The organism is Vagococcus teuberi, assembly GCF_001870205.1.
Taxonomy (GTDB): Bacteria; Bacillota; Bacilli; order Lactobacillales; family Vagococcaceae; genus Vagococcus; species Vagococcus teuberi.
This window is the reverse complement of record NZ_CP017267.1, coordinates 320,960-346,945: the sequence shown is the minus strand read 5'-3', so window position 1 is coordinate 346,945 and position 25,986 is coordinate 320,960. Positions and strand designations below refer to the sequence as shown.

Here is a 25,986-nt window from a genome sequence, read left to right as displayed (position 1 = left end):
ATACTCTCCTCCTTACTACTCAAATCTTAATGCTTCAATAGGATCTAACTTAGATGCCTTCATAGCAGGCAACAAGCCAAATACAACACCAATAACCGTACAAAACACTAAGCTTATACCAACGGCCAAATACGATACAATATATGGATAATTGAGATATTGTGTGATGAGATATCCTGAAATCAATCCTAGCATAATTCCCAGTATACCTCCTAAAACTGTCATTAAAATAGCCTCTACTAAAAACTGTCTCAAGATGACAATCCGACGAGCTCCTAAAGCTCTTTTCACACCTATTTCTCTGGTTCTCTCAGTGACAGATACAAGCATGATATTCATCACCCCAATCCCACCAACTATTAAAGAAATACTGGCAATACCAGCCAACAAAATAAAATTAGAGCGATTGAATTGTTCCAACTGTTGCTCAAATTGTTTAAAATTGCGAATTCCATAGGTATAATCAGATTTAGGTAAGGTTTCATTTAGCATACTTGCGACCTTTTGTCCTGATGTTTTTAGTTGGTCAGTTTTTTCTGTTTGCAATAAAAAAGTTGGTGCTACATCAATTTCTTCAAATACTTTTGACTTTTCTGATAGTGGGATAATCGCGGAATTTTCTGTTCCATATTTACGAGATTTTTCATCCTTATTACGGTAGACACCAATCACTTTGAATGGAGTGCCATTTATTTCAACATATCGTCCAAGCCCATCATCTTCTGGATATAGTTTATTATACGTTAATTCATGCAAATAAGTAACCTGATTTACAAATCCTTGATCACTTTTTTTATTGCCTTTAATTATATCAAATAGTTTAAAATCGAGTAGTTTATTGGTACTTGCATATATTGTAGCATTTGTTTTTATATTGCCATTAAATAGATCATTTTGTTGTACATAGCTTTGCAGGATATCTTTTACACCTTCTTGTTTTTTGATATTATCCATCATCTCTCCATTAATTTTTGGAATATAATTTGGTGTGACAGGATTCTTTTTATCTGCGATAGTCGAATCAAAAACAGATTTTTTATTGTACTCTATTTCAGTGATATTATTATTTCCACCAATTAGTTCGGTCTTCATTTTTGCTGTGTTTCCTTCAATGATGCTAAAAATCGCTATGATAGAAGTTATACCAATTATCACACCTAACATTGTCAAAATAGTTCTCATCTTATGAGCAAGAATTGACTGCAGTGCAGAAGATACTTCCTCCATCTACTCACCTCCACCAATGACTGCCTGCTCTAACAAAAGACCATCTCTTAACACAATCGTTTTATCACATAAATCAGCTACTTCAGGCTCATGCGTAATTAAAACTATCGTAGTCCCTTGATTATTTAATTCTCTAAATAGGGACATAATCTGAATACTATTTTTTGTATCCAATGCTCCTGTAGGTTCGTCTGCTAGAATAAAACTTGGTTTACTAACCAATGCTCTAGCAATCGCGACACGTTGTTTTTGACCGCCTGAAAGTTCGTTTGGGAAATAATTAACATGATCTTTTAGACCGACTAATTCTAATAATTTATAAGCTCTTTTTTTACGTTCATTTTTTGATACACCTGAATAAATGAGTGGCAGACAAACATTATCAAGAATGGATAGTTTTGGAAGAAGATTGAAATTTTGAAAAACAAAGCCTATCTTTTGATTACGCAAATCAGCAAGTTCATCATCACTGAAATTACTGACTTTTTCTTCTTCAATAAAGTACTCACCTCGACTAGGTTTATCTAGGCAGCCAATAATATTCATCAAAGTAGACTTTCCTGATCCAGACGGTCCCATAATAGCGATAAATTCTCCATCTAACACTTCAAGGTCTATTCCCTTTAGTACTTTTTGTTCATTTTCGCCTTGAAAATAACTTTTCTGGATATTTTTTAATGTCAACATGTTACTTAATCTCAACCCCTTCCTTTACTTCAGACGTTGGATTAACCAACCTATCTGCCATGGCCATATTTTTTGTAACTTCCACTGCATCATTATTTTTTTCCTTGAACTCAATCACTTCTTTTGTTGCTTTACCATGCGTAACCTTCCAAACAGACGCTGTTTTTCCTTTGATATCAAATAAAAACTTTTTTTCCACGATCATTTTCCCTGCGTCTTCATCATTAGATAAGAAGTTAGCATAAACATGTGTCCCTATAATTGGCATTTTATCTGATTTTTCAAGTAATATTTTATAAGGATATTTCGTGACATTTGGATTATCCTCTTGTTTTTTGTTGTCGCCATCTGAGCCTAAATTAGCTATTTGTACTACTTTACCTTTCCAACGAATGGAAGGATTTTTTCTATCCACCAATTCGACTTGTTTATTTAACTCGACTTTTTCTCTGTCAAATTCGTTTACTTTTCCTGTCACGTACAATTCCGTTTGATCAACAATTTCCATAAACGTTTCTTCTTGTTTTTTTTCTTGAGATAATTTTGGTAATTCTTGATTGATGTATGTCACTTTGCCCTCACCGTCTGATGTCACCACATCGTAAGACAGGCGTTCCTGTTCTACTTTTTCAAATTCTGTTAATTTTTTTAATTCAGCTTCCGCTGTTACTATGTCATTATCTCCTGATAAGGCTTCAGAATATTTCATCTCTATGTCATTTTCTAACGTTTTTATTTCTTGTGACAATGCTTTTTTTTCTTCTTCGTCAGTTGAGTTATTTCTTTTAGTTTTTAATTCTTCTAACTCTGTAGCTTTTTTATTATATGATTCCCATTTTAAAGAAGCAGTTGTTCGAGCTGCTTGTAATTGACGTTCTTTTTCTTCTTTAGAGTATGTTGCTTCTTTCGTTTTTAGTTGTTGTTCTGTTGCATAAGAAAATAATTCTTGACCATTTTTAATTGTATCTCCTTCCCTAACTTTAATATCTTTAACTTGCCCTTTCGTTGAATCAATTTTTATCTTTTGGCTATTTTTAGCTATAACCTCTCCAGATAAAGTCAAATTAGGTTTAGTATATGATTCTGTCATCTCTTCAACTGTTCTTATCTCAAAAGGGGAGTTGCTACTATCTGGTTTATTTCCTTTATAGTAGCGATATCCACCATAAGATACTATTAAGACAACTAACGTACTCATAAAAATTGTCTTCCATTTATTTTTTTTTATTCGCTTCATACGTCTCTCCTAAACGATATTACTCTGATTGTGCGTCTTGATTTTGCATTTCCGGGTCCATCTGAATAGTCGTTCCATCTTCCATAATATATTCTTCAACTTCTTTACCATCAACTGTTTTAGTTTGTTTTTTCCCTTTTGACTTAATATCATCTAAATTGACTTCTTTTACCGTCTCACTATCCTGCTTCTCACCATTTTTACTACAACCTACTAAAAATAAACCTGTACATAATAATAAAACGCTCATTTTTTTAATTCTCATCATTAACACTCTCCTTAAAATTTATAAACAAAGAATACCAAAGAGATTTGTAGTTCAAATAGTTTTAATCTGTAGTTTACCTGTATTTTTAGATCATGAGAAAACAAAAATATGGCATTTTTAGATATATGGAAGAATAGTAATTGCCTAAAATTAATGGTTAGTTTTAATATAGAGGAAATAATTCGCCGATTGTAAAATTAAGCTAGACAACTAAAGAAATCATTTGTGATACACTCAAATTGTCTTTCTAACCAAAGAAAACAAGGAGAGTGATCACAAATGACCTATATACATCTGACTACAGACGAGCTAGTTTTGATAGAATTCTATTACCATCAAAATAAAAAAGGAACATACGATGCGAAACAATTGAAACGAGCAAAAAAGACTATTTATAATGTTTACAAAGCTTTTGACGAGGGACTATCTGCACTAGATTACTATAAAAGATACAAAAATAATAAAAAGAATTGTGGCAGACACCCTATTTCTTTATCTGATAATGAAACAGAATACATTAAAAAGAAGGTTATTCAAGGATGGACTACAGATGTCATTATTGGTCGTGCTAAGTTTCCTATTTCATGTTCTATCAGTACTCTTTATAGATTATTTAAGCAAGGACTGTTTGATTTGACTGCATTACCTATGAAAGGTAAAAGGAAAGCAAATGGTTATGAAGAAAAAAGAGGCAAACAAGCCTTTAAAAGAACCATCCATCAACGTCATAAGGATTATCAACTCTTTAATAATGAATTACATCACCTTAAAGGTGACACAATTGTTGGAAAAGATTATAAAAGTGCTGTTATCACACTCATTGAAAGGCTGTCGAAAGTGCTTATTACGTTAAAACCAATAGGTAGACGAGCATAGGTATCGAAAATAGTTTAAATAATTGGTTTAAAAAGTTTCCATACCATCTATTTAAAACAATCACATTCGATTGTGGTAAAGAGTTTTCTAATTGGAAATCAATCAGCAATCTAAATGATATTGATAGTTATTTTGCCGATCCAGGAACACCCTCACAACGAGCTTTAAATGAACACTCTAATAGTTTATTACGTAAAGATGGTTTACCTAAAAAAATGGATTTCAACAAAGTTGAAGAATCTTTTATCCAACCTATCGCATCTAAAAGAAATAATATTCCTAGAAAATCATTAAACTATAAAACACCATTGAAAGTATTTTTGAGTTATGTAGACAATGATATTTTGTCTAGATTAATTTGACAACTAAAACTATGAAAAAATTATGCGAGGATGATTGGATAAATTATGTGTGTAGTACTTTTTCTTTAAATCTGACAGGCTCACTATTATCATTAGATTTAGGTTTTAAAGACAATTACGATACATCAGAATTTTCAAAAATAAAAAAAGAGCAAAGATCATTTCCTAGAGAATTAAAACAAGTCTCAGAAGAAGAAAAGAAACCTTTTGATTTTAAGAGAATAGCTGATATCGTTAAGGCTGAAAGTAATACAGTATTATTAAATGAGAATAAATATAATTACTTCCTAAACTTAGTTTCAGATAAAATTGATTTTCCTTTTGACAAACCTTTCACAGAAAATAATTTGATTGAGTTAGTTAACTTAACATTTTATTCGTCAATACCACGTACTTCACTTAGTCCTGACGCTTTTCTTTTATATGAAGAAATAAAAAAGAAGGGAAAAAAGGGGGACGTTATAAAAACTGGAAGAAAAAATTGGAAAAATTCTCTAATCTATAGCTTACATCGTAATCATAATTTTGATAGTTTAAAAATTTTTAATGCTTTTGACGAACTAAAGGAAAAAAAATATATTGAACCTATTTACGACCATACAAAGAAAAAAGATATCGACGATAATCATTCAAATTGTATTAAATATGATATTGAACCGAAATACTATGTTTTGTATGTAGATAACATTCCTATAGGTGAACCAGAATATACTTACTGGGATGATTTATTTAAAATGAAAATTTCTGGGAAATCTAATACTGTAGCAAAGGCTTTTTCTTCTGAAACAGAAGCAATAGAAGCAATAAATAGTAAAAAACCTCTACCAGTAAAACCTCAGTACTACACAATTTACAATATTGAAATTCTAGAAGTTATGAAAAACATATTTGAAGATTGGTACACTGCACTTACAATTCAGAAAAATATTGAAAATATACACTGCGCTCAGACCAAAATAGTAAAAACAAAAACATACGAAAAAATGCTAAATCCATGGTGGCAATGGAAAATATTAAAATAAAACCTTAAATTATTTTCTATTAACTTAATTACTTACGAAATAAGTAAAATTCACCATATGACAATGTAAAACAAATAATATCAAAAAGTGAAATTTTTTCTTTTGATATTATAATCTTAAAGAGAACAAGAAAAAGACGAGGCTGACTAAAAATCTTAAAATAGAAAAAATCCCATGAAATCCGTTAATTACAACGTTGATTTCATGGGATTTCTATTTTGTTAGTTAAGTGATTTTATTTCCAAAATTACTTTTGGGTCAGCCTCGTCTTTTTCTAGTCTTTACTGTTATTGGAATCATTATTAATACTTATATCATCTTCTTTTTTTCCACCTAATCCAGATAAATCTTTTTCCTGTATCGCTTGTTTCACACTTTCTTCTGTCACATTAAGATGAAAATAATCTATTACTCCTAAAGACAACACCACAACATTACTGATGAGATATAACCAACCACTTAGACCAAAACTTGATTTGAACGATACGGCATATGATGCCGCTGCCGCATTCCCTAATCCTACGGTATCTTTCACATTCAATCGAATCACTATTAAAACTAATAAAGAAGCAATAGGCAAGACAAATCGCCACAACGATTCTTTCTCCTTTAACTTGTCAAATTGAGTCATCAATAGTAAAAGAACTGGTACCACCAACAAAATTAAACTATAAATAGTCGAGCCATTAAACAGTATATGATACCCTGATATACCATAGGTATCTGTATATTTTCCATACGATTCCCCGTAAGTAATCAAACTTCCCACAAACAATGTCACAACCATCACCACACTACATATCGTCCCAATTGTTTTCTTAGATAGATTTTGTTTCATATTTTAATACTCTCCCTTATCCCTATTATTTATGCCACATCGTTTTACGCCTTTGAATACGTTCTTCTAATATAATTCTAGCTGACCTTTTTTCATCTAAGCTATTCCCGTTATACATGATGTATTCTAATTCACTATCACTTAGTTTTCGATACTGATTGTGTCGATTAGCGATATCACGATTAATGGTTCGATCTCTTTTCGTTACAAATGCATACAAACTAATTAATCCCACGAATAACGCTATCGGAACTTGCCACCACTTAAATTCCGTATCCAGTTGGTCATTCACCCATGGTAAAATATACTTCACAATGATGTAGCCTATGGCTACTAAAAATAAGATACCCATTCTCTTTCACTCCTATGTATTTTTCCGTCTATTTATGAACTAAAATAGACCTAATCATTCTCTTCTTCCTCTTCTAACCGCCTCTCTTCCAACCATTTTGTAATATAAACTAACTCCTCTTCTTCTACTCGATTAGATGTATTATCTTGTCGAATGTCACGCATAAATCGTCGCATTTGACGTTCTGAGTAATCAAATTTTCTAGCCAACTGTTGAAGCTCTCGACTTGATAATTGTTGCCCCTTTTGTGTTTCTTTTTTTAGATACTGTTTCACATAATCCGCACTAATCAGTTTAGTTGGAAATGTAATAGTCAAGCCTTTAAACTCTTGATATAGTCGTAACGCATCATCTAATGACGTGACCTTCGCAATTGTTTTCTACTCGATTAGATGTATTATCTTGTCGAATGTCACGCATAAATCGTCGCATTTGACGTTCTGAGTAATCAAATTTTCTAGCCAACTGTTGAAGCTCTCGACTTGATAATTGTTGCCCCTTTTGTGTTTCTTTTTTTAGATACTGTTTCACATAATCCGCACTAATCAGTTTAGTTGGAAATGTAATAGTCAAGCCTTTAAACTCTTGATATAGTCGTAACGCATCATCTAATGACGTGACCTTCGCAATTGTTTGATACACCTCATTCAAACTACTTAGTTCTTTCATCACATAACGTCACCCTCCTTCCCATCAATTAGTATTAGTGTATCGGGTTTCTTTGGCCATTGCCTGTTCGCTTGTCCACCCTATTGTCACTGACATTGACACCTTATTTGTCGGACAGTCATTCCATTAGCTTTTACTATCGATTAACCGAATCACCTCACAAATAATCGTTGTCCCTACAGTCAGACAAAGCTTTACCCATTGATTCATTTGCTGTCCTCCTTTTCAGTTAATGTCGCGATGACTTGTTTCAAACACGCTATAATCACTTGTCGATAGTTAGTCATTTCCATCACACTCCACGATAATGGCTGCCACTAATTTAGGCCCTTGTAATAATCCATATAACACCTGGGCTGAGTCTTTTAGTGGCATCACATACACGACATCATCTACCCCATACCCATAAAAAGAGACCGTTAGGGTCTCTGGTAATCTATCTAGACAATCGGTTGGTATTAACTCAGGCGATAACTCGTCTTTTCCCAACTCAACGGTTTCTTCTGACCACTCCTCTTGCTTCGTTTGTTTCCCTGTTTCCTGTCCAAACCATTCTTTCCAATCCATTTTTCTGCCCCTTTCTTCACTTTCAATATATGACGGCTATTCAACCTAACTTTTGATGTTCACGAAATGAGTAGTAACACTCATCTCCAATAATCAAGTGATCTAATAACTCAATTCCCAATAACTCACTCGCTTTATAGAGTTTTTCCGTTAAATGGTCATCCGCTACAGACGGTGTCGGATCACCACTCGGATGATTGTGTCCAATCATCAAACGAGTGGCATTTGATAATAAAACTGACTTTAATATATCTCGAGGTACTGCGATACTCTGATTTGCTGTCCCAATATGAACCAAATGAACCACCATCGGTTCGTTCTTACTGTTTAAGCCAATACTCACTAAATGTTCTCTGTCCTTATTTTCTATGAATGGTCGAATCAATGCATACGCATCATCTGATGTTTGACAACGTCTTGGACCATATAACAGACTGGATTCTTTCACTAATGATAGGCTCACAATTGACACACGTTTACTTGGTAATAGAGTCATTATTTCTCTCCTTATATTTTAATTTTTTTCAATGTCCATGGTTGATTTCGGATACTTGGGACAAGTGGATGAATAGGCCGGTTGTCGTCATCCACAATCGCCACCACTTTATGTTGGTTTGTCTTAGTTAATAAAGATAGAATCTCTTTCAAACGTTCCTGCGCAAACCCTTTTTGTGTCACCACTGATCCACAACCGATGATAATTTGTTGGACCTCTTTTTTGTTTAATACTTCCTTCAACAATTCATCTTCTGTTTCCCTATCCAGTAATGTTTCAGATAGTTTCTTTGACGAATCAATTCCTGAGACAAGGTTCGCGACCAAATAGCCTTGATATCCCATCTCAACCACATGATTTTGAATCAACATGGTAGTTAAGTCATTTTCTACCCCGCTCACTGAAACTGGCTTCAAGGTAATCACTGCGACAATCGCTTGGTTTTCTGATCCCCATGTCCGTTGTAATAAGTATCGATTTTGTCTATCATCACTCAAAAAGACTTCATTTTTTATCGTATGCGTTTCTACTTTCATCTTGTTTCCCCCTTAATATTCTTCTGGTAGTAACATGGTTTGAACTTGACCATCATCAATTGCCCATATTTTTTTCACACTAAGCGAACGGTATTCTTCAAACAAGTGAAGATGATATATCTGTTTCACCTCTGGTTTCTCTTGGCGTTGAACAATCGTTAATAGCTCATGTTCAGTATCCAACTCAAATTCAATAATTTGTAAGTAATCCATTGTTGGGTCTTTTTCTTTTGCCCGTTGTAAAATCAACTGCCAACAAAAATATTGAAGTTGATACGGTACGGCTTCTTGTACTCCTTTTGTCACGTAGTACTCATTCTGTATATCAAACATCTCTTTTCCTCCTTCTATTTTTGTGTACACAAAAAAGCCCAACAACCTAAGTGGTTGTTGGGCTCATAGTTATAATATATATTTAAAAAATAATTCAAATCATAGATTATTGAACTGTCAACTCGTTCATAAAATACTTATATATAGTGTTGTATAATATATCCAAATAAAATGAAATATAATGACTTGCTAAACACTTTATATTCGATATATAAAACTGCCATAACATAGGAAAACACATAATTTTTACATCCTGACATCTATGAATATTCCATACGTTTGAAACAACACCTTGAGTTGTAAGCTAAAAATGTTGTTTTATTATTTTACATCCACTAAATTATTTGATCTAAAATTTTCTCTGTAGTTAAACCAAATTCTTTTTGTAAATATTTTGGCGTTCCAACCTGTCCAAATCTACTATCCACACCTATGCGTTGAAGTGAGATTCCTATACCATTATCTGCTATAACCTCTGCTACAGCACTTCCTAAGCCACCAATAATAGAGTGATTTTCTATCGTTATTATTTTTTTCTTACCAATCACTCTTTCTAATATTAATTCTCTATCTAAAGGTTTGATAGTAAACATATCGATCACATCAGATGTGATTCCTTTTTCTAATAATAATTGCGATACCTCTAAAGCTTCAGAAACTAATTGTCCAGTAGCTATAATTAAATAATCTTCCCCTTCTCTCAGAAGGTTACCTTTTCCTAATTCAAAATTAGAGCCATCCTCATAGATATTTTTTACAGCTTTTCTGTTACCACGCACATAATGTATCCCTTTCAGCATGCTAAATTCTTTTATTATCCACTTCATTTGAACAGCATCCGCAGCATCACATATTACTACATCGGGTATAGACCTTAATACTGCAATATCTTCCCACGTAGTATGTGTTCCTCCATTGTGTCCAGCTGTAAACCCTGGATCTGATCCATATATATTGATAGTATTTTTAGAATATGCTCCAGACATGTATATTTGGTCCAACACACGTCGAGTGGCAAATGGTCCAAAAGTATGTATAAATGGTGTAAATCCGGTAAGGCTAAGCCCTGCAGCAACACCTACCATATTTGCTTCGGATATACCTACATTGATAAATTGCTTTGGAGTACTTTTTGATATATCAATCCATTTCGATGCTGATCCTAAATCCGCTTCCAAAGCTATAATTTTGCTGTTTTCTTTCATTAAATCTTGTAATTCTTCAACCACAGCTGCTCGTAATTCCATACCAAAGTCGTTATCTGAATCTAATGTAAACATTTACTCCCACTCCTTTAAGGAATTTTTCATCTCTCGTAAAATCTTTTCTGTTTCATTATTAACATTATCATCAGTAAATTTCACCGAATGATTGCCTGCCATTTCTTCAAAGTACCGTATACCTTGACCTTTTATCGTATCCAAAACTATACAAACTGCCTTATCTTCTATACTTTTACAGTAATCAATACCTTCACTAATAGCTTCTATATCATTTCCTTTTACTGATATAGTTTCAAAACCAAATGCTCGCATTTTCTCTTGTATGTTAAATGGATTAATTATGTCTTTACTCGGACCATCCAATTGTTTTTTATTTTCATCAATAATTACAATACAATTGTTTAATTTAAAATGAGCAATGTATTGGAAAGCTTCCCAACACTGTCCTTCGTTTAACTCACCATCTCCTACGATTAGATACACATAATTATCCTTGCCTTCAAGTTTTAAACCTGTTGCAATTCCCGCTGCAATAGATGTACCTTGTCCTAAAGAGCCTGTAGTAGCATCTATACCGAGTGTCTTATTTCTATCTGGATGAGATGGTAGATTTGTTCCTCCATTATTAACAGTCATTAATTCTTTTTTATCAAAAAATCCACATTCCGCAAGAGTACTGTATAAAGCCACTCCGGCATGCCCTTTAGACAAAACTAATCTATCCCTATCATCCCAGCTAGGATTTTTAGAATCATATTTCATTTTAGAACCATATAGCACAGCTAATAATTCAATTATCGATAATGAACCACCTATATGGCCAGCTCCTATACTTTTTATTGATTCGACAGTATCTATTCGTATCTTTGTTGCAAGTATCTCTAATTTTTGTAATTCGTTTTTATTCATTATATTCTCTCCTCATTACTCAGATATAGAAGATGCTTTTTTATTTTTTCCCATAATTGTCAAAATAATTAATACTACAAACACAGCAATAATCCCTGCTATGACAGCAATTTGACCACCAAAATTAGCTAAGTTTCCTAAAAATATACCAGCCACTCCATAATCAATATCTGAGAAGGTTGAACCTTGGAATCCTAAACTACCCATAACTGGCATTAACAATAGTGGCATAAAACTAATTATAATACCATGAATAAATGATCCAGCTAATGCTCCTCTCAAACCACCTGTTGCATTTCCATATACACCTGCTGTTGCTCCACAGAAGAAGTGTGGAACAACTCCCGGTATTATAACAGTTGTTCCGTTAATTTTTTTTTTTTTTTTTCTTTTTTTTTTTATTTTTATATTTATATATATATATATATGCTCTCTCTCTTCTTTTTATCTTTGTGTGTGTTATTATAACAGTTGTTCCTGTTAATACCATAATTACCAAACTAACAATCCCACCTAAAAAACTTGTTAAAAAGCCAATTAATACTGCATTCGGTGCATAAGGAAATACTATTGGACAGTCTAAAGCTGGTATAGAATTTGGTACTAATTTTTCTGAAATTCCTTTAAACGCAGGAACGATTTCTGCTAGAATTAATCTTACACCTGCTAATATTACAAATACACCTGCGGCAAATGAACCTGCTTGTTGTAATGAATAAATAATATAATTAGTTCCGCCACTTAAATTTTCAGAAATATAAGTGTTACCGGCAAATAAAGCAACAATTACATACACAATAGACATTGTTATTGTAATACTCACGGTAGAATCTCTTAAAAAAGCTAATCCTTTTGGAAAGTTAATATCTTCAGTAGATTTTTCTTTGTTTCCTACCATTTTTCCGACCAAACCACTTAGAGCATACCCAAAACCACCAGTATGACCTAATGCTACTGTATCATTATTAGTGATTTTTCTTGTGAATGGTTGACAAACTGCAGGAGAAATTGTATTGATTAAACCTACTGCTAAGCCTCCAAAAATCACTAAAGGAACAGAACCCATGCCTGTGACACTTAAAATCACTGCTATCATACATGACATATACAGTGTTGCATGACCTGTTAAATAGATATATTTATACTTAGTTACTCTTGCAATCAATATGTTAAAAGCCATTCCTACTAACATTATAAGAGCAGTATATGTTCCAAATTTATTTAATGCCAAGGCAACAATAGCCTCATTATTAGGTACTACTCCCTCCATATTAAAGGCTACCTTGAACATTTCTCCAAAAGGTGCCAAAGAAGTTTCAATCACACCTGCACCTGCCGTCACAACTAAAAATCCTACAAAAGTTTTTATTCCACCTTTTACAGTAGATGCAACATCTTTCTTCTGCAAAACATTTCCTAAAACCGCAATTAAAGCAACCAACAGTGCCGGTGTACTAACAATATCTATGATAATATCTAAAATACCTTTCATTGTAATAACCTCCATGATTTTTTTACTTTAATATTTAAATTAACCCTTGTTTTTGACATTCTTTTTCAACTTTTTCTTTTAATTCATCCATATCGATGATACTATCTAACACTACTACATTTCCTAAATGCATTGCGCTCTCTGCTAAATCCGCTCCAACAAAAAAAGTATCTGCTAATTCTGGAGAAGCGCTCCCCATATCATAGTGAGTTACCTCTACATTTGATACTCCTAAAGAATCTAGTACTGTTTTAATATTCATTTCTACCATAAAGCTTGAACCTAATCCTGAACTACATACCGCTGCAAATTTCATTATTCATCTTCTCCTTCTGTTATAATCTCACTAATTTCTTTTTTTGTTGTTGCCTGTAATAATTTTTCTAATTTTTCTTTATTCGATAATATTTTTGTCAAGCTAGCTAATGCTCTCAAATGTGTTTCATTATCAACCGCTGCTAAGCAAATAAATAATTTAATGGGATGCTTTTCATCATCACACAATAATACTGGTGTTTTAACCTTTAACATTGACATCCCCAATTCCTCTACACCATCCTCGGGTCTTGCATGTGGTAAGGCAACGTATTGGCCTATGTTTATAAATGGACCATGATCTTTAACTTTTTTTATCATAGCCTCTATATAATTTTCGTTTACCATGCCTTTTTGTTTTAGAGGCATTGCTGCAAAAGATATTGCCTCTTCCCAATTTTCTTGAGTATCTACTAATTGAATCATATCTTCTGTTAATAATTCTGATAACATAGGTCGATTATCCTCCTTTTTAACTATAGTTTTATTAATTTTATTTTGTAGTACATTATATAGACTCTCTCTTGTAACACCTTTTTTTAATTCAATATAAGGTATTATAATATCCAATAATTCATTAATTGAAGGTGTTAAATTCTCTCTTAAATAAAAATCTTCTTGTACTGATCTAACAAGTAAGCTTTTATCTAACTGAGACATTATAGGGTTTATGACATATACTTTTTTATTACTTTTAATTGGTACACTAGAAAAAATGATATCTACATTTTTTTCCAAATTATTATTATTAAAATTTTTAATCGAAGTCGTTTCTCTAAAATTAATATTTGGAAACAATTTTTTCAATTCGGATTTCATTATCACTGAAGAACTTATACCACTTGGACATACAATAACCGCCTCCACTGATCTGTCTACTTCTTGTTCTTTTTGATTTAATATTTCTCCACCAAATAGAATAGTATAATAGCCTACCTCTTCTTTGGGTACGTATTTTTTTGTTATATTTTCTAAGGGAGATAAGGACTTTCTAGTCAAATGATACAATTCTTCATACTGTATCTTTATTTCATCAATAAGAGCATTATCAATTGATAGATCATACATAATTCTAAAGTACGAAGGAACTAAATGATAAAATAATTCTACTAATATTTTTTTGTAATTCTTAAAGTGAATAGCTGCTAATCTTTCTATTTCATAAATGATTTCACTACAGCAATCCATTAAAAAATCTAATGAAGGATCCAATACATCACCTTGTGTACAAATCATAAACAGGATAGTGATATAATAAATTTCTTCCAATCTAAACTCTATTGAAAAAAGACGAGTAAATTCTGTAGCTGTTTTATACATTGATAAATTACTTATTAACTCTGCTTCATTAATGTTTAATTCGTAATTTGAGTGATTTATATGAGGTAATAACACCGATAAAAAATATGACATCTCTTCAAATCTACTGGGAACCACTATCAAACTGAACTCCTTTTGAATTTTAGATAGATTAAATCGAATATCATTATATAAATTATCATTTAATTCATATAAATACTCATATAACAATACTTTTCCTCTATTGTTGATAATTAAATTATTTAAGAACGAGAAAGCTAAAGACCTCACCTTTAGCTCATCTCCGCTAATATAAAACCCTTTTTTTCTGGAATATAATAATTTTATATTATGTTCAGATAATTCAGATCTTAAATTCTTTATGTCCTTCAATATTGTATTTTTACTAACATCAAGTAGACTCTGAAAATGATAAACTGATAATTCTTCAGCAGACATAAAAGTCATTAAATAAATCATAGATTTCCTCTGATTTTCCTGAACCAGTTCTACCATACATTTTTTTCCAATATAAATATCAAACCACCTTTCATTAAACGTATTAGGAATAACTATCGAATTATCTTCTATAAATAATTTTTTATAATTCAACTCCTCAATAACACTATTAAGTCGCTCAAGTTCCTCATTAAATTCTTGAATAGTCATCTTAGAAATTTTTAAAAAATCTGGTACTGATATAACATTATTTTTTATACTTCTTAAAAGACTAAACCGATAATCCACCATTTCCTAACCTCCATAAATTTACTATATAACGTTCTTTTTGAAAACGCTATATCATTTAGGTCCAAATTATTTTCTAATATTTTCTATTACTGTACCAAACTAGTACAATCTCTTATTTTACGCCTTTTTATTAAAATATAATTATCTTTATATTATACAATTACAGCAAACATATCTTGTTGAATAAAACTAGTTACAGAATCAAATTAACCCTCCGTGAGAATTTAAATTGGAATGAATAATGAATAGGTATTAAAAAAACCGCATCATTTATGATACGGTTCTCCGTACCATAAGTGAATGCGGTAATTTAATTTTGAATTAAATCCTATAAAATCTTATATGACTTTAAATGAAAATACACTTGCCACGTTAAATAATTATACATACTTACTGTTTAAACAAAACAATAACTTATTTTCTCATCTTTAATTACGCTATTCCATATATTCACTCAACATAGATAAACACTTCTTACGTTATGTTGTTTCTTAACTTCTTCATAAAGTTTTTTTCTCAATTACAGGCATAATATTTAATAAACTTTGATAACTATCTACATCATGGTAAACAACATTTTCAGTAGAAATTTGATTAAAGAGTTTTTTAGCACATGATATTTTAGCCTTCTCAATTGGTCTTAACTGTAGGCTTTCCATCGTCCCTTTAGTTTCAGCAATAAAGAATATATGTTTAACGGTCCCTGCATTAAAAGCAATTGCCCAGTCTGGACTATAATTGCCAACAGGTGTTGGAATAGAAAATCCTCTTGGTAGCTTTGCATATACTGCTACCTCCTCTGCCCCATCTAAATCTTCAGCAAATTTCCGCTCAACAGATTTTTCAGCTAATCCATCCGTAAATACGTATGGTTGGATATGCTTTTTAGCTCTAAAAGCTTTTTCAATAGATGTACTCTTTTCTGTCGTAAAGATTGAGGAATCATATTTACCCTCTAATTCATCATAAGAAATATGTTCAACAATCATTGTCGATTTCTGTTCTTTAATGAGTCTTGAAACTTTACTTATAAATTCTTCAGGGTTGTTTTGATACATAGCAAACTTATCAGCTCTAATACCTTTCAGAATCTCTACTACTGTTCGTCTAGTTAATATAGTAGCTTCCGATATTTTTCCGACTAAATCATATTTTATTTGACTAGTTTCCGCTTGTTCTAAAGTTGTTGTTTTTGATGTAGCTGACTTGAAAGAATCCCCACTTTTTATTAGATCTGAGGTCAAATCACCTTTTTGTTCAGAAATAGAAGTGGTATATTGGAGTTTTGAAACATACAAATCATTGTCAATAGCTTTAATAGACTCTTTAATCAACTCTTCACTATCGAAAGAAACAGTATATGAGTACTTATGATTAATATATGACCATAAAGTTTGGAATTCTTTTTTATAGAAGTTTTCATTGAAATCATTATCAACAACTTTTGTCTCATAGCCATCGTCAATCATGTCATCTAATATTGAATCATTAAAGACACTTTGAATAAGCTTATGGATGCTTTCTTGCATGCCAACTAAAGCTTCTGGTAATTCTGCAAGATTGTGATTTTCTATATCTACATGGTATCGATCAGTAATAGAGTCATTTCCGTCCACACTAACATAATCATTCTTCACAAGATATTGATAAACCATGCTTGCTTCTTGAACAGTCAACGTGTGATTATTTCCATCCAACATGACATTTTTACCTTCGAAGTAATCAATAGAAGCTTTTCTTGGTCTGTCGTAGAGATTCTCTTTAATTTCTTTTTGTAAATCAGTAACAAAATCTTTGTATGATTCACTGGCTATAACAGTAAGCTTATTTACCTTATGAACTAAAGAAGAGCCCAGTCTTTCCTCATCCATTCTATCACCCGATTTATCAACACATATACGAAGGCCACGTCCTACTTCTTGACGTTTCATAGTTGTGCTTGTTCCGTGTTTCAATGTACATATCTGAAACACATTTGGATTATCCCAGCCTTCTCTAAGTGCTGAGTGTGAGAAAATAAACCTGGTAGGTTCATCAAAACTCAAAAGTCTTTCCTTATTTTTCAGGATTAAGTCATAAGCTGAGATATCATCAGAAAAATCAGAGCCTCTTTTAACTTTACTATTAACTGCCCTTCCCTTCTTATCTATGGAGAAGTAGCCCTTATGTGTATCCTCAACACTAATCTCTCTAAGATATTTTTGGTATGGCGTATCAAATAAGTTTATTTGCGCATTCAAAAGGTCAACGTATTCCCTTTCGAATATTTGACCGTACTCACCTAACATTTCTTCATCATCTTCGTCATATTGGCGGTATTTGACTACTTCATCAATAAAGAATAATGATAGAGTCTTAATTCCTCTATTAAATAGTTCCTCTTCTTTTTCAAAATGGGACTTTATTGTTTCCCTAATTTGAATTCGTCTCATATCTTTTTCAGAAACATCGCCAACTACATCACCTTTGTTAATAGTCTCACCATTGACAAAGCTAACTGTTCCTTGAATTGGATCTATCTCAGAGATTCGATACCCCTTATACTGCTCCATTTCATTAGATAGTTCATATAAGTTATCATCAACTGATAAAATTCTAGATTCCCTGTTAATTGATTTTTTATAGGCAATCTCAAACTCGAGCTTTGCTTTAGGTGGATCTTTTGGAGATAGAATAATATTTTCTAAATAGAGATACTTGTCTGTACCTCTAAAGTTCTTTACTTCAAATCCCTTAACTTCAATTTTCTTAACCAATTTCTGATTGTATGCATCAACAGCATCTAGTGCATACACAAGATTATTTTGTTTCGCATGAGTTGCTGAATAATTTAAAGTAAATAGAGGGTTAAAGTTTTTAAGAGCAGTTTGCGTCGCCTCCCCCCCATCTTTTGAGGCTCATCTAGAATCAAGATAGGATTATTAGCCTTGATGACATCAATAGGTCTTCTAGAGCCAAATTCATCACGCTTATCATATATAATCCTTGATTCCTTGCTACGACTACCTTCTTTTAAAGATGTATTAAAAGCCTGCATGTTGATAATCATACAGTTAATCCCTGAATTACTAGAATAGGAATCCAATTGATTTAAGTTTTTGCTATCATAAACAAAAAATCTTACCTTCTTTTGATATTCTTCCATAAAATGATCTTGAGTCATCTCAAAAGATTTCTTTACACCCTCACGAATAGCTATCGAAGGTACTACTACAATAAATTTCGACCAACCATATTTGCGATTAAGCTCAAACATAGTCTTAATATATACATAGGTTTTACCTGTACCTGTTTCCATTTCGATGTCTAATGAACAAGCACCCAGATTATCCACAAGAGAATCCGAAATCAATACATTATTATTCTGTTGTACCTTACGGATATTGCTTAATAGTTCTTTAGAAGTTAGGGAGACTTTCTCATTTCTAAAACCCGTCTCATCAAAATCATCTTTATATGTGAGTTCCCCAGAGTCATCTTCGTAATCAATATAAACTTGAGAGTATGTCTTTTTTTCTTTTATATCACCAATATCTCTTCTATATGAAAGTCCCTCTGAAAATTTCTGGCCAATAAAACTATTGACTACACTATTTACAGCATCAGTCTGATAGGTCTGTATTTTAAAATTAAACCTCATATTAAACTACCTTCCTTACAGTTTGTGGACTCGTATTTTCGAATATCTGCTCAAAATTAGTAGCTACACTGTCATTTGCCATAGATAAATCTCTAAATACAGCGTAATACGGCTCATAATTTGCAATAGCTTTGACAGTTTCTTCAGTTATGTTTTTATCGAAACAAGCTATTAAGAAGCCATCTTCAACAATGAACACTTCCTTATCATATACTAATTCACGTTCGATTTTACTTGATAATGAAATACCTAAATCTAACATTACTTGGAATAATAAATCTTCAGGACTTCTACCTTCTTTAATATTATCTGACAACATATCTAATAAGCTTTGTTCTGTTTTTTCAGGTGCATAAAATACGTCCTTCATATTAGATGAATCCGTTTTTAAGACTCTAAATCCAATATCTAGATTTTCAATACCTTCTTTATCTTGGTTTTCTTCTAAAATCTTCCTACCTGCACGTCGAATTCTCTCTTTTCCTATTTCACAAATATTTTTATATCCTGCTTTATACGCTTCTGACTTTTCATCAGTTTCTTCTGGAATTTGTACCATAATAAATTTACGGTTACCCCCATCTTCTAAATTAAGTTGCATAACCGCATCAGCAGTACTTGACGACCCTGAAAAAAAGTCTAAACAAGTGAACTCCTTATCAGCAATTCTATCAATTAAATATTTCAACAAGCTTGTGGGTTTTGGATATGAAAAATATTTATCCATACCAATTTTTACTAATTCTTTTGTTCCTTGAGTACTTGAAAAATCGGAAATTATTCCCATTGGTGCCTGTGTTCTCTGAATAATATTTCCATCATTGTCAGCATTTAAGTACTGTTTCGTATATAAAACCCATTCACCCTTCTTATCTTTTTTAGCTACAATATATCCATTTTGTAGCCCCCACTCATATTTTTGTCTGGACCATCTCCATATTGCACGTTTCCCCGAATTATTGTCTGCTGGATAAAGAATTGTTCCATCTTCCATAGTTATTGGATAATCCATAGATTCAGAATATTGAATTGAACCCATACCTAATTTTTGAAGATAATATTTTCCTCTCGTTTCCTCATACTCATCAGAACACTTATATCTCTCTATATTTGAAGGTGATAAACCTTTTATAATGATGTTTTCAATTTGCTTAGAATAAACAACAATGTGTTCATCTTTAATTCTAAACAATTTAGAATCTGAAGATCCTCCCCCTTCTTTGTTCGCCCATTTTAAGTCGGCTACAAAATTTGACTCACCAAATATTTCATCGCAAATCTTGCACAAATTTCGAACTTCAGCATCACTAATTGAAATAAAAATCAATCCATCTTCTGACAATAAATTTCTTGCAAGCTTCAGCCTTGGATACATCATATTTAACCAGTCTGTATGAAAACGTCCATTTGACTCCAAATTCTTCTCTAATCTGTTACCTTCATCATCATATTGACCACTATCTTCCAAATATTCATTCTTATCTATAGAGAAATTATCGTTATAGACAAAATCACGCCCAGTATTATATGGTGGATCGATATAAATCATTTTTATCTTTCCAAGATAGGTTTCTTGAAGTAACTTTAAGACTTCCAGATTATCCCCTTCAATATAGAGATTTTCAGTTTCGTCAAAATTAACGCTTTCTTCTCTACAAGGTCGTAGTGTTTTTGATATTGGAGCATTTGCAGTTGCAATAGCACGTCTTTTGTCTGGCCATGTAAATTGATATCTTTCCTCTCTTCCTTCTACAACCTCTGTAGAGATTTCTTGCATAAGAATATCTTTATCAATTGCCCTTACTATATTTCCTTCATCATCAATCGTTTCAGTAATGGCATTTGGAAATAAAGCTTTTAGTTTTTCAAAATTTTCATTTGCCAAATCTTTTGTCTGCATATCTAACTTTTCCATTTACATCTCCTCCAACTCTTTTTTATATTCTTTTAGCTGTTTATAAAGCTCAAATTTTTTCTTTGCTTGTGATTCTTTTCTAGCTTGTTTTTCTGTCTTTTCTATTAATTTAATTAGTTTCTCTTTTCTAGCTTCTAAACTAATTTGTTCTTCTAAACTGTTTCCTTCCTCAATCTCAATTTTAGCAACTTGAGTTACCAGGTTTTCCCAAACATTTGATAGATCGAGACCTTGTAAAATCAGACTTATCTCATCTTTTTTTTTCCAATCCCCTAGCAGGAGTTTTGTTTCGTATATCGATAGTCTATATTCATCTTCATATTTCAAAACCACTAAGATTTTCTGACCAAAAAGCCTTGAAACTAAACTTATATTGGCATTGGTAAAATCCTTAGTTTTTAGTTCTATCAATACTAAAAAAATTGCTGAGACATTGTCTGTAGGCCTAATATTTATTGATTGCTCAGATATTTCGTTTATGAGAGTAATTTTTTTTATTTCTTTATCGAAGATTTCCTTTTTATTTCCCGACAATTCTTTAGGGAATTTCTCATAAATAAGTTTTTTATAAATATTTCTCTTTATCTGAGTCTTCTTAGGTAAGTCGAACATATCTTCACTCCTTATCCTTAATCACTAGAAAACTAATCAATTCAAAGTCATCTAATCCTTCAATTGATTCAGATAAGAAACTCATTTCTTTTCCACTTATGAAGCTATCAATTTCACTCTCATTTTTTACATCAATAATTGAGAGTATAGCTTCCTCTAGAAATCCAGAATACTGACTCATATCCCGACCATCTTTAGTTTCTCTATTAAAAGCCGTATAGAGATCTTCATCAGGCTCTGTCTTTCCTTTCGTAAGCAATTTAAAGTGATCTAATAAGTCTTTAGGTTCTAAGTGATCTGTAATAACTTCACCTTCTTCTGATAAATAAACCATATAGAAAGGGTGTAGTCTGTTTTGACTATTGATATTGACGCTCTCTTGGATATTTCTTAAAACAAAGATAACACCTGCTGGTAGTTCGACCGTTGATTCAACAATGGCATTCATCCCTTTTGGAGCTTGGTCTAAGTCTGGATGTTTCTTTACATAATCAAGTAAATCCAACCTAAACTCGTTAAGACCTAAATCCATTATAGAAATTCCAGTATTCATATCTTCAATATCAACAACTTCATTTTGAAGCCTTTCTAGTTGATTTTTCCGATACTCAAGATCACCTTTTTCTTCTGATGTTAGGACATTATCATCCCCAGTAGCTGTCATATCAACAATTTTCATTCTAGTTTCTACTCTAGCCTTTAAATTTATATATTCATCCAGTGTAATATCTGGCCAAAAGTTAACTAGCTGAATACTTTCATTTCTACTACCAATACGATCAATACGTCCAAACCTTTGAATAATACGCACAGGATTCCAATGGATATCATAGTTGATTAAATAGTCACAGTCCTGTAAGTTTTGACCTTCAGAAATAACATCTGTAGCAATAAGAATATCTATCTCTTCATCAAGATTAGGCATTAATAAATCTTTATCTTTAGAAATTGGTGAGAATAAAGTAAGAACTGTATTCAAATCTGTTCCGATTCCTTTGATTGTTGTCTTTCCATCAGTAGATCCGCTAACAATGGCCGAATCCAGATTATATTTTTCTTTTACGTACTTACTAACATTGTCATATAAGTAATTGGCTGTATCTGCAAAGGCTGTAAAAATTAAAATCTTCTTGTTACCAGGGTTGATAGGATTTTTTTGCTTATCATCTATCATGTCAAACAAGGTTTTTAGCTTTTTATCATGCTCTGGTGTAATGTCCTCAACCAAAGCTATTAGTAATTCAAGAATATCCCTATCTTCCTTAAGCTCTCGTTTCCACGTCTTATAATCCATATCACCTATCTCGATTTGAACTTTTTGACCGATAACAAAAACATCTTCTTCTCGGTCATCCCCATCAAAATCAATGTTGGAATAATCATCCAAGATCATTGGATTTGTTTTGATATTCTTCTCGTATTTTTCTACTTCTTCTATTGTGTTGGTAATTAAGGTATTAATTCTATCTAATGTTAGCTTAAAAGAATGGACTGAGCTTTCCATACGTTTCATTAAGTTTATTGACATCAGTCTCTTAATACCTTTTTCTCTACCTGACTGAGTCAATCCACCTTTGACTTGTTTTGAATCGTACTTATCTACGTATTTTCCAAATTTACTTGGTAAGACATAGTCTGTAGGAGTATAAATACATAATTGTAAGAGGTTCAATTGCTCAAATATCTCGTTATAGGTAACAGCTTTGCTTAAATCTGTAAGACCTGGTCTTTTTGAAATAGGAACATTTCTCTTAGGAAATGTTCCTATTGCTGTAGTATCATAATATTTTTGAATATGTTTTCTTGATCTTGCAATAGTCACACTATCTAGTAATTCAAAAAAGTCATAGTCAAGCATTTTTAATAGACTACTCGTTGTCCTTTCTTCTAGGTCGAGTTTGCTCCAGCTATTAAAAGCTGTCTGTGCTTGTTTAAAAATATCATCGATGCTTTTCTTTGTTTTTAATTTATTATTTAAGACCTCACTTTCACCTTCATAGGCTAAAGCAAGCTGGTTTTTTAAATCTAAGAATCTATTATTTACAGGTGTTGCAGATAGCATTAAAACTTTAGTTTTTACACCTTTTCTGATTACCTTATTTAAAAGACGCAAATACCTATTTTCTTTATCTTCATCGCCTGAAATCTTTCCGCCATTTCTAAAATTATGGGATTCATCAATGACAACCAAGTCATAGTTTCCCCAATTAATTCTATCTAGGTCTAGACCATTTGACTGACCTTTATCTCTGCTCAAGTCTGTGTGGAAAAGAACATCATAATTCATCCTATCTTGTGCAATAGGATTGTTAATGTAATTTTCTTTGTATGTATTCCAGTTATTTGCAAGCTTTTTGGGACAAAGGACTAAGACTGACTTATTTCGATTCTCATAGTATTTAATAACAGCTAAGGCAGTGAATGTTTTACCTAAACCTACAGAGTCAGCAAGAATACATCCATTGTATTTTTCAAGCTTATTAATAATCGCTAACGTTGCATCTTCTTGAAAGTTATAAAGCGTATTCCAGATTTTACTTTCTTTAAACCCTGTAGCTTCATTGGGTAATTCGTCTTCAGAGACATCTTCAAGGAATTCATTAAAAATATTGTATAGGGTTACAAAGTATAAATAGTCTGGAGAATTTTCATTATAGACAGTTGTTATACTTTCTATTACTTTATCTGTTACTTCTTGTAGTCTTGATTTATCATTCCAAATTTCCTCAAAAAGTCTAAGATAGGATTCGCTCATAGGTTTTGAAGATTTCTGAATCATATAGTAAGCGTTATTTCCTCTATCAATTCCCAAGTCTACTGTAGTAAAGCTGTTAATAGGCATATAACTTGTATCATCTACATTAATGAAGCCCATCATATTTTCATTTGTCACATTGGACTTAAATGTAGCCTTCTCTCTTATCCAGTCTGCACACTCTTTAGCAATTGCTTTTTGAGTCATTTCATTTCTAAGCTTTACTTCAAATTCAGATCCATAGAGATTCTTTTCTCTTTCACGTCTAGGGATATAGAATTCTCTTTTTTCTTTTTTCGCTCCTTCTTTAATAAACGTTGGAGATGTAAAAATAAATCTCAATTCATCAACGTTTCCTAATTTCTTTTTTAATTGATCGTAAGCATAGATTGAGAAACTAGCTGCTGCAATTGATACTTTGCTTCCCTTGTTTAATTCAAGCGATAAATCATCTTTTAAGGTTTTTTGTATATTATCGATAATTTCCAATTTTATAACCTCACTTTAATTATTTTCTGTTTTTGAGGTGTATTTATATCTCTTAAAATTGACACCATATCTCCAAATTCGATGACTAGAGATTCTATACAGAACTTCATTAAAACAAATTCACCTTCTAGCATTTTAGAAACTATATCTGAAGCCAATCAGACTTGCTCAATGAGATCTCTTTTATTCATGTTTTTATCTATAATAATTCTACATAAACTATTATAATTAATTTTCATTAATTTATCTTCTATTTTTATTATCTTGAAGTTTGTTAACACAACTATATCACGAATGACCTTTTTATTTAAGAACAATCGATAACTATATATTTTTTGGTTCTGTTGCAAAGTTTTAAAATCTGCTTCAAATAAGTTAAAATGATAGAAAAAGATAGTGGGAGGAATAACGATGAATCATTTTAAAGGGAAACAATTTCAACAGGATGTGATTATTGTAGCCGTTGGCTATTATCTTCGTTATAACCTAAGCTATCGAGACGTTCAAGAAATCCTATATGATCGTGGCATTAACGTTTCTCATACGACGATTTATCGTTGGGTACAAGAATACGGCAAACTACTCTATCAAATTTGGAAAAAGAAAAATAAACAGTCCTTTTATTCGTGGAAAATGGACGAAACCTATATTAAAATTAAAGGGAAATGGCATTATTTGTATCGAGCCATCGATGCAGATGGTTTAACCTTGGATATTTTGTTACGTAAAAAACGGAATACACAAGCAGCGTATGCTTTTCTTAAACGATTAGTCAAACAATTTGGTGAACCAAGAGTTCTCGTTACGGATAAAGCACCATCTATTAAGAGCGCCTTCAAAAAGTTGAAAGAACAGGGATTTTATCAAGCAACGGAACATCGTACCGTTAAATATCTGAATAATTTGATTGAACAAGACCACCGCCCAATCAAACGACGCAATAAATTCTATCGAAGTTTACGCACGGCCTCTACCACGATTAAAGGCATGGAAACCATTCGAGGACTATATAAAAAAAGTCGAAAAGAAGGCACTCTTTTCGACTTTTCAGTCTGCACGGAAATCAAGGTATTGTTTGGAATTCCGGCATAAACCCAAGACTGGGTAAAACATTTGT

The 25,986-nt window shown here is 32.1% G+C and carries 23 protein-coding genes and 3 pseudogenes; 3 read left to right on the top strand and 23 right to left on the bottom strand.

Going from position 1 to position 25,986, the window contains the following annotated elements:
* Positions 1 to 15 precede the first annotated feature (15 nt).
* Genes BHY08_RS01645 through BHY08_RS01630 form a run of 4 tightly spaced genes read right to left on the bottom strand, consistent with a single transcriptional unit; the run spans position 16 to position 3,419 of the window.
* Positions 16 to 1,227, bottom strand: a complete 1,212-nt coding sequence (locus tag BHY08_RS01645; RefSeq protein ID WP_071456209.1) for an ABC transporter permease — start codon at positions 1,225 to 1,227, stop codon at positions 16 to 18.
* Positions 1,228 to 1,914, bottom strand: a complete 687-nt coding sequence (locus BHY08_RS01640; protein WP_071456208.1) for an ABC transporter ATP-binding protein — start codon at positions 1,912 to 1,914, stop codon at positions 1,228 to 1,230.
* A gap of 1 nt (position 1,915) precedes the next feature.
* A complete protein-coding gene (locus tag BHY08_RS01635; RefSeq protein WP_071456207.1) occupies positions 1,916 to 3,151 on the bottom strand; it encodes an HlyD family secretion protein in 1,236 nt (411 codons plus the stop codon).
* Positions 3,152 to 3,170: 19 nt separating this feature from the next.
* Positions 3,171 to 3,419 (bottom strand): hypothetical protein, encoded by a 249-nt coding sequence (locus BHY08_RS01630; protein WP_084657150.1) that lies wholly within the window; start codon positions 3,417 to 3,419, stop codon positions 3,171 to 3,173.
* 279 nt (positions 3,420 to 3,698) lie between these two features.
* On the opposite strand from BHY08_RS01630, the pseudogene BHY08_RS01625 reads away from it, so the two are divergent.
* Positions 3,699 to 4,657: pseudogene (locus tag BHY08_RS01625) on the top strand (IS30 family transposase).
* 11 nt (positions 4,658 to 4,668) lie between these two features.
* A complete protein-coding gene (locus BHY08_RS01620) occupies positions 4,669 to 5,679 on the top strand; it encodes a hypothetical protein (RefSeq protein ID WP_157093617.1) in 1,011 nt (336 codons plus the stop codon).
* A 274-nt stretch (positions 5,680 to 5,953) separates the two neighbouring features.
* Here BHY08_RS01620 and BHY08_RS01615 read toward each other — a convergent pair whose 3' ends face one another.
* The 19 genes and pseudogenes from BHY08_RS01615 to BHY08_RS01530 all read right to left on the bottom strand — a co-directional run bounded on the left by BHY08_RS01615 (position 5,954) and on the right by BHY08_RS01530 (position 24,869).
* A complete protein-coding gene (locus BHY08_RS01615) occupies positions 5,954 to 6,517 on the bottom strand; it encodes a hypothetical protein (RefSeq protein WP_071456205.1) in 564 nt (187 codons plus the stop codon).
* 25 nt (positions 6,518 to 6,542) lie between these two features.
* Positions 6,543 to 6,869 carry a hypothetical protein gene (locus tag BHY08_RS01610; RefSeq protein WP_071456204.1) on the bottom strand — a complete coding sequence of 109 codons (327 nt, stop codon included), beginning with the start codon at positions 6,867 to 6,869 and terminating at the stop codon, positions 6,543 to 6,545.
* Between the two features lie 50 nt (positions 6,870 to 6,919).
* Complete coding sequence (locus tag BHY08_RS01605; protein ID WP_071456203.1) at positions 6,920 to 7,186, bottom strand: hypothetical protein; 267 nt, start codon at positions 7,184 to 7,186, stop codon at positions 6,920 to 6,922.
* A 31-nt stretch (positions 7,187 to 7,217) separates the two neighbouring features.
* A complete protein-coding gene (locus BHY08_RS01600; RefSeq protein ID WP_071456202.1) occupies positions 7,218 to 7,541 on the bottom strand; it encodes a hypothetical protein in 324 nt (107 codons plus the stop codon).
* A gap of 276 nt (positions 7,542 to 7,817) precedes the next feature.
* Positions 7,818 to 8,105: a hypothetical protein gene (locus BHY08_RS01595; protein ID WP_071456201.1), complete on the bottom strand. Its 288-nt coding sequence runs from the start codon at positions 8,103 to 8,105 to the stop codon at positions 7,818 to 7,820.
* 40 nt (positions 8,106 to 8,145) lie between these two features.
* Positions 8,146 to 8,601 carry a JAB domain-containing protein gene (locus BHY08_RS01590; RefSeq protein WP_071456200.1) on the bottom strand — a complete coding sequence of 152 codons (456 nt, stop codon included), beginning with the start codon at positions 8,599 to 8,601 and terminating at the stop codon, positions 8,146 to 8,148.
* An 11-nt stretch (positions 8,602 to 8,612) separates the two neighbouring features.
* Positions 8,613 to 9,137: a DUF1643 domain-containing protein gene (locus BHY08_RS01585; RefSeq protein ID WP_071456199.1), complete on the bottom strand. Its 525-nt coding sequence runs from the start codon at positions 9,135 to 9,137 to the stop codon at positions 8,613 to 8,615.
* A gap of 12 nt (positions 9,138 to 9,149) precedes the next feature.
* Positions 9,150 to 9,470: a DUF960 family protein gene (locus BHY08_RS01580; protein WP_071456198.1), complete on the bottom strand. Its 321-nt coding sequence runs from the start codon at positions 9,468 to 9,470 to the stop codon at positions 9,150 to 9,152.
* Between the two features lie 335 nt (positions 9,471 to 9,805).
* The gene (locus BHY08_RS01575; protein WP_071456197.1) at positions 9,806 to 10,750 is read right to left on the bottom strand and encodes a transketolase family protein; all 945 of its coding nucleotides are present in this window, start codon (positions 10,748 to 10,750) and stop codon (positions 9,806 to 9,808) included.
* The gene (locus tag BHY08_RS01570) at positions 10,751 to 11,602 is read right to left on the bottom strand and encodes a transketolase (protein ID WP_071456196.1); all 852 of its coding nucleotides are present in this window, start codon (positions 11,600 to 11,602) and stop codon (positions 10,751 to 10,753) included.
* A gap of 15 nt (positions 11,603 to 11,617) precedes the next feature.
* Positions 11,618 to 11,971, bottom strand: a pseudogene (locus tag BHY08_RS11305) (PTS transporter subunit IIC); the annotation flags it as partial.
* A gap of 103 nt (positions 11,972 to 12,074) precedes the next feature.
* Positions 12,075 to 13,094: pseudogene (locus tag BHY08_RS01560) on the bottom strand (PTS ascorbate transporter subunit IIC); the annotation flags it as partial.
* A gap of 34 nt (positions 13,095 to 13,128) precedes the next feature.
* Positions 13,129 to 13,410 carry a PTS sugar transporter subunit IIB gene (locus BHY08_RS01555; protein WP_071456194.1) on the bottom strand — a complete coding sequence of 94 codons (282 nt, stop codon included), beginning with the start codon at positions 13,408 to 13,410 and terminating at the stop codon, positions 13,129 to 13,131.
* The gene (locus tag BHY08_RS01550; RefSeq protein WP_071456193.1) at positions 13,410 to 15,458 is read right to left on the bottom strand and encodes a BglG family transcription antiterminator; all 2,049 of its coding nucleotides are present in this window, start codon (positions 15,456 to 15,458) and stop codon (positions 13,410 to 13,412) included. The genes BHY08_RS01555 and BHY08_RS01550 overlap by 1 nt, the downstream gene beginning before the upstream one ends.
* 500 nt (positions 15,459 to 15,958) lie before the next feature.
* On the bottom strand, positions 15,959 to 18,253 hold the full coding sequence (locus tag BHY08_RS01545) for a restriction endonuclease (RefSeq protein ID WP_245729986.1): 2,295 nt from the start codon (positions 18,251 to 18,253) through the stop codon (positions 15,959 to 15,961).
* A 35-nt stretch (positions 18,254 to 18,288) separates the two neighbouring features.
* Positions 18,289 to 19,098: a DEAD/DEAH box helicase family protein gene (locus BHY08_RS11205; RefSeq protein ID WP_245729985.1), complete on the bottom strand. Its 810-nt coding sequence runs from the start codon at positions 19,096 to 19,098 to the stop codon at positions 18,289 to 18,291.
* Between the two features lies 1 nt (position 19,099).
* Entirely contained in the window at positions 19,100 to 21,013 is a 1,914-nt protein-coding gene (locus tag BHY08_RS01540) for a site-specific DNA-methyltransferase (RefSeq protein WP_071456192.1), read from the bottom strand.
* The gene (locus BHY08_RS01535; protein ID WP_071456191.1) at positions 21,014 to 21,625 is read right to left on the bottom strand and encodes a DUF4391 domain-containing protein; all 612 of its coding nucleotides are present in this window, start codon (positions 21,623 to 21,625) and stop codon (positions 21,014 to 21,016) included.
* 4 nt (positions 21,626 to 21,629) lie between these two features.
* The gene (locus BHY08_RS01530; protein WP_071456190.1) at positions 21,630 to 24,869 is read right to left on the bottom strand and encodes a helicase-related protein; all 3,240 of its coding nucleotides are present in this window, start codon (positions 24,867 to 24,869) and stop codon (positions 21,630 to 21,632) included.
* 411 nt (positions 24,870 to 25,280) lie between these two features.
* Here BHY08_RS01530 and BHY08_RS01525 point away from each other — a divergent pair, with 411 nt between their 5' ends.
* Entirely contained in the window at positions 25,281 to 25,961 is a 681-nt protein-coding gene (locus BHY08_RS01525) for an IS6 family transposase (protein WP_071456189.1), read from the top strand.
* The last annotated feature ends 25 nt before the right edge of the window (positions 25,962 to 25,986 follow it).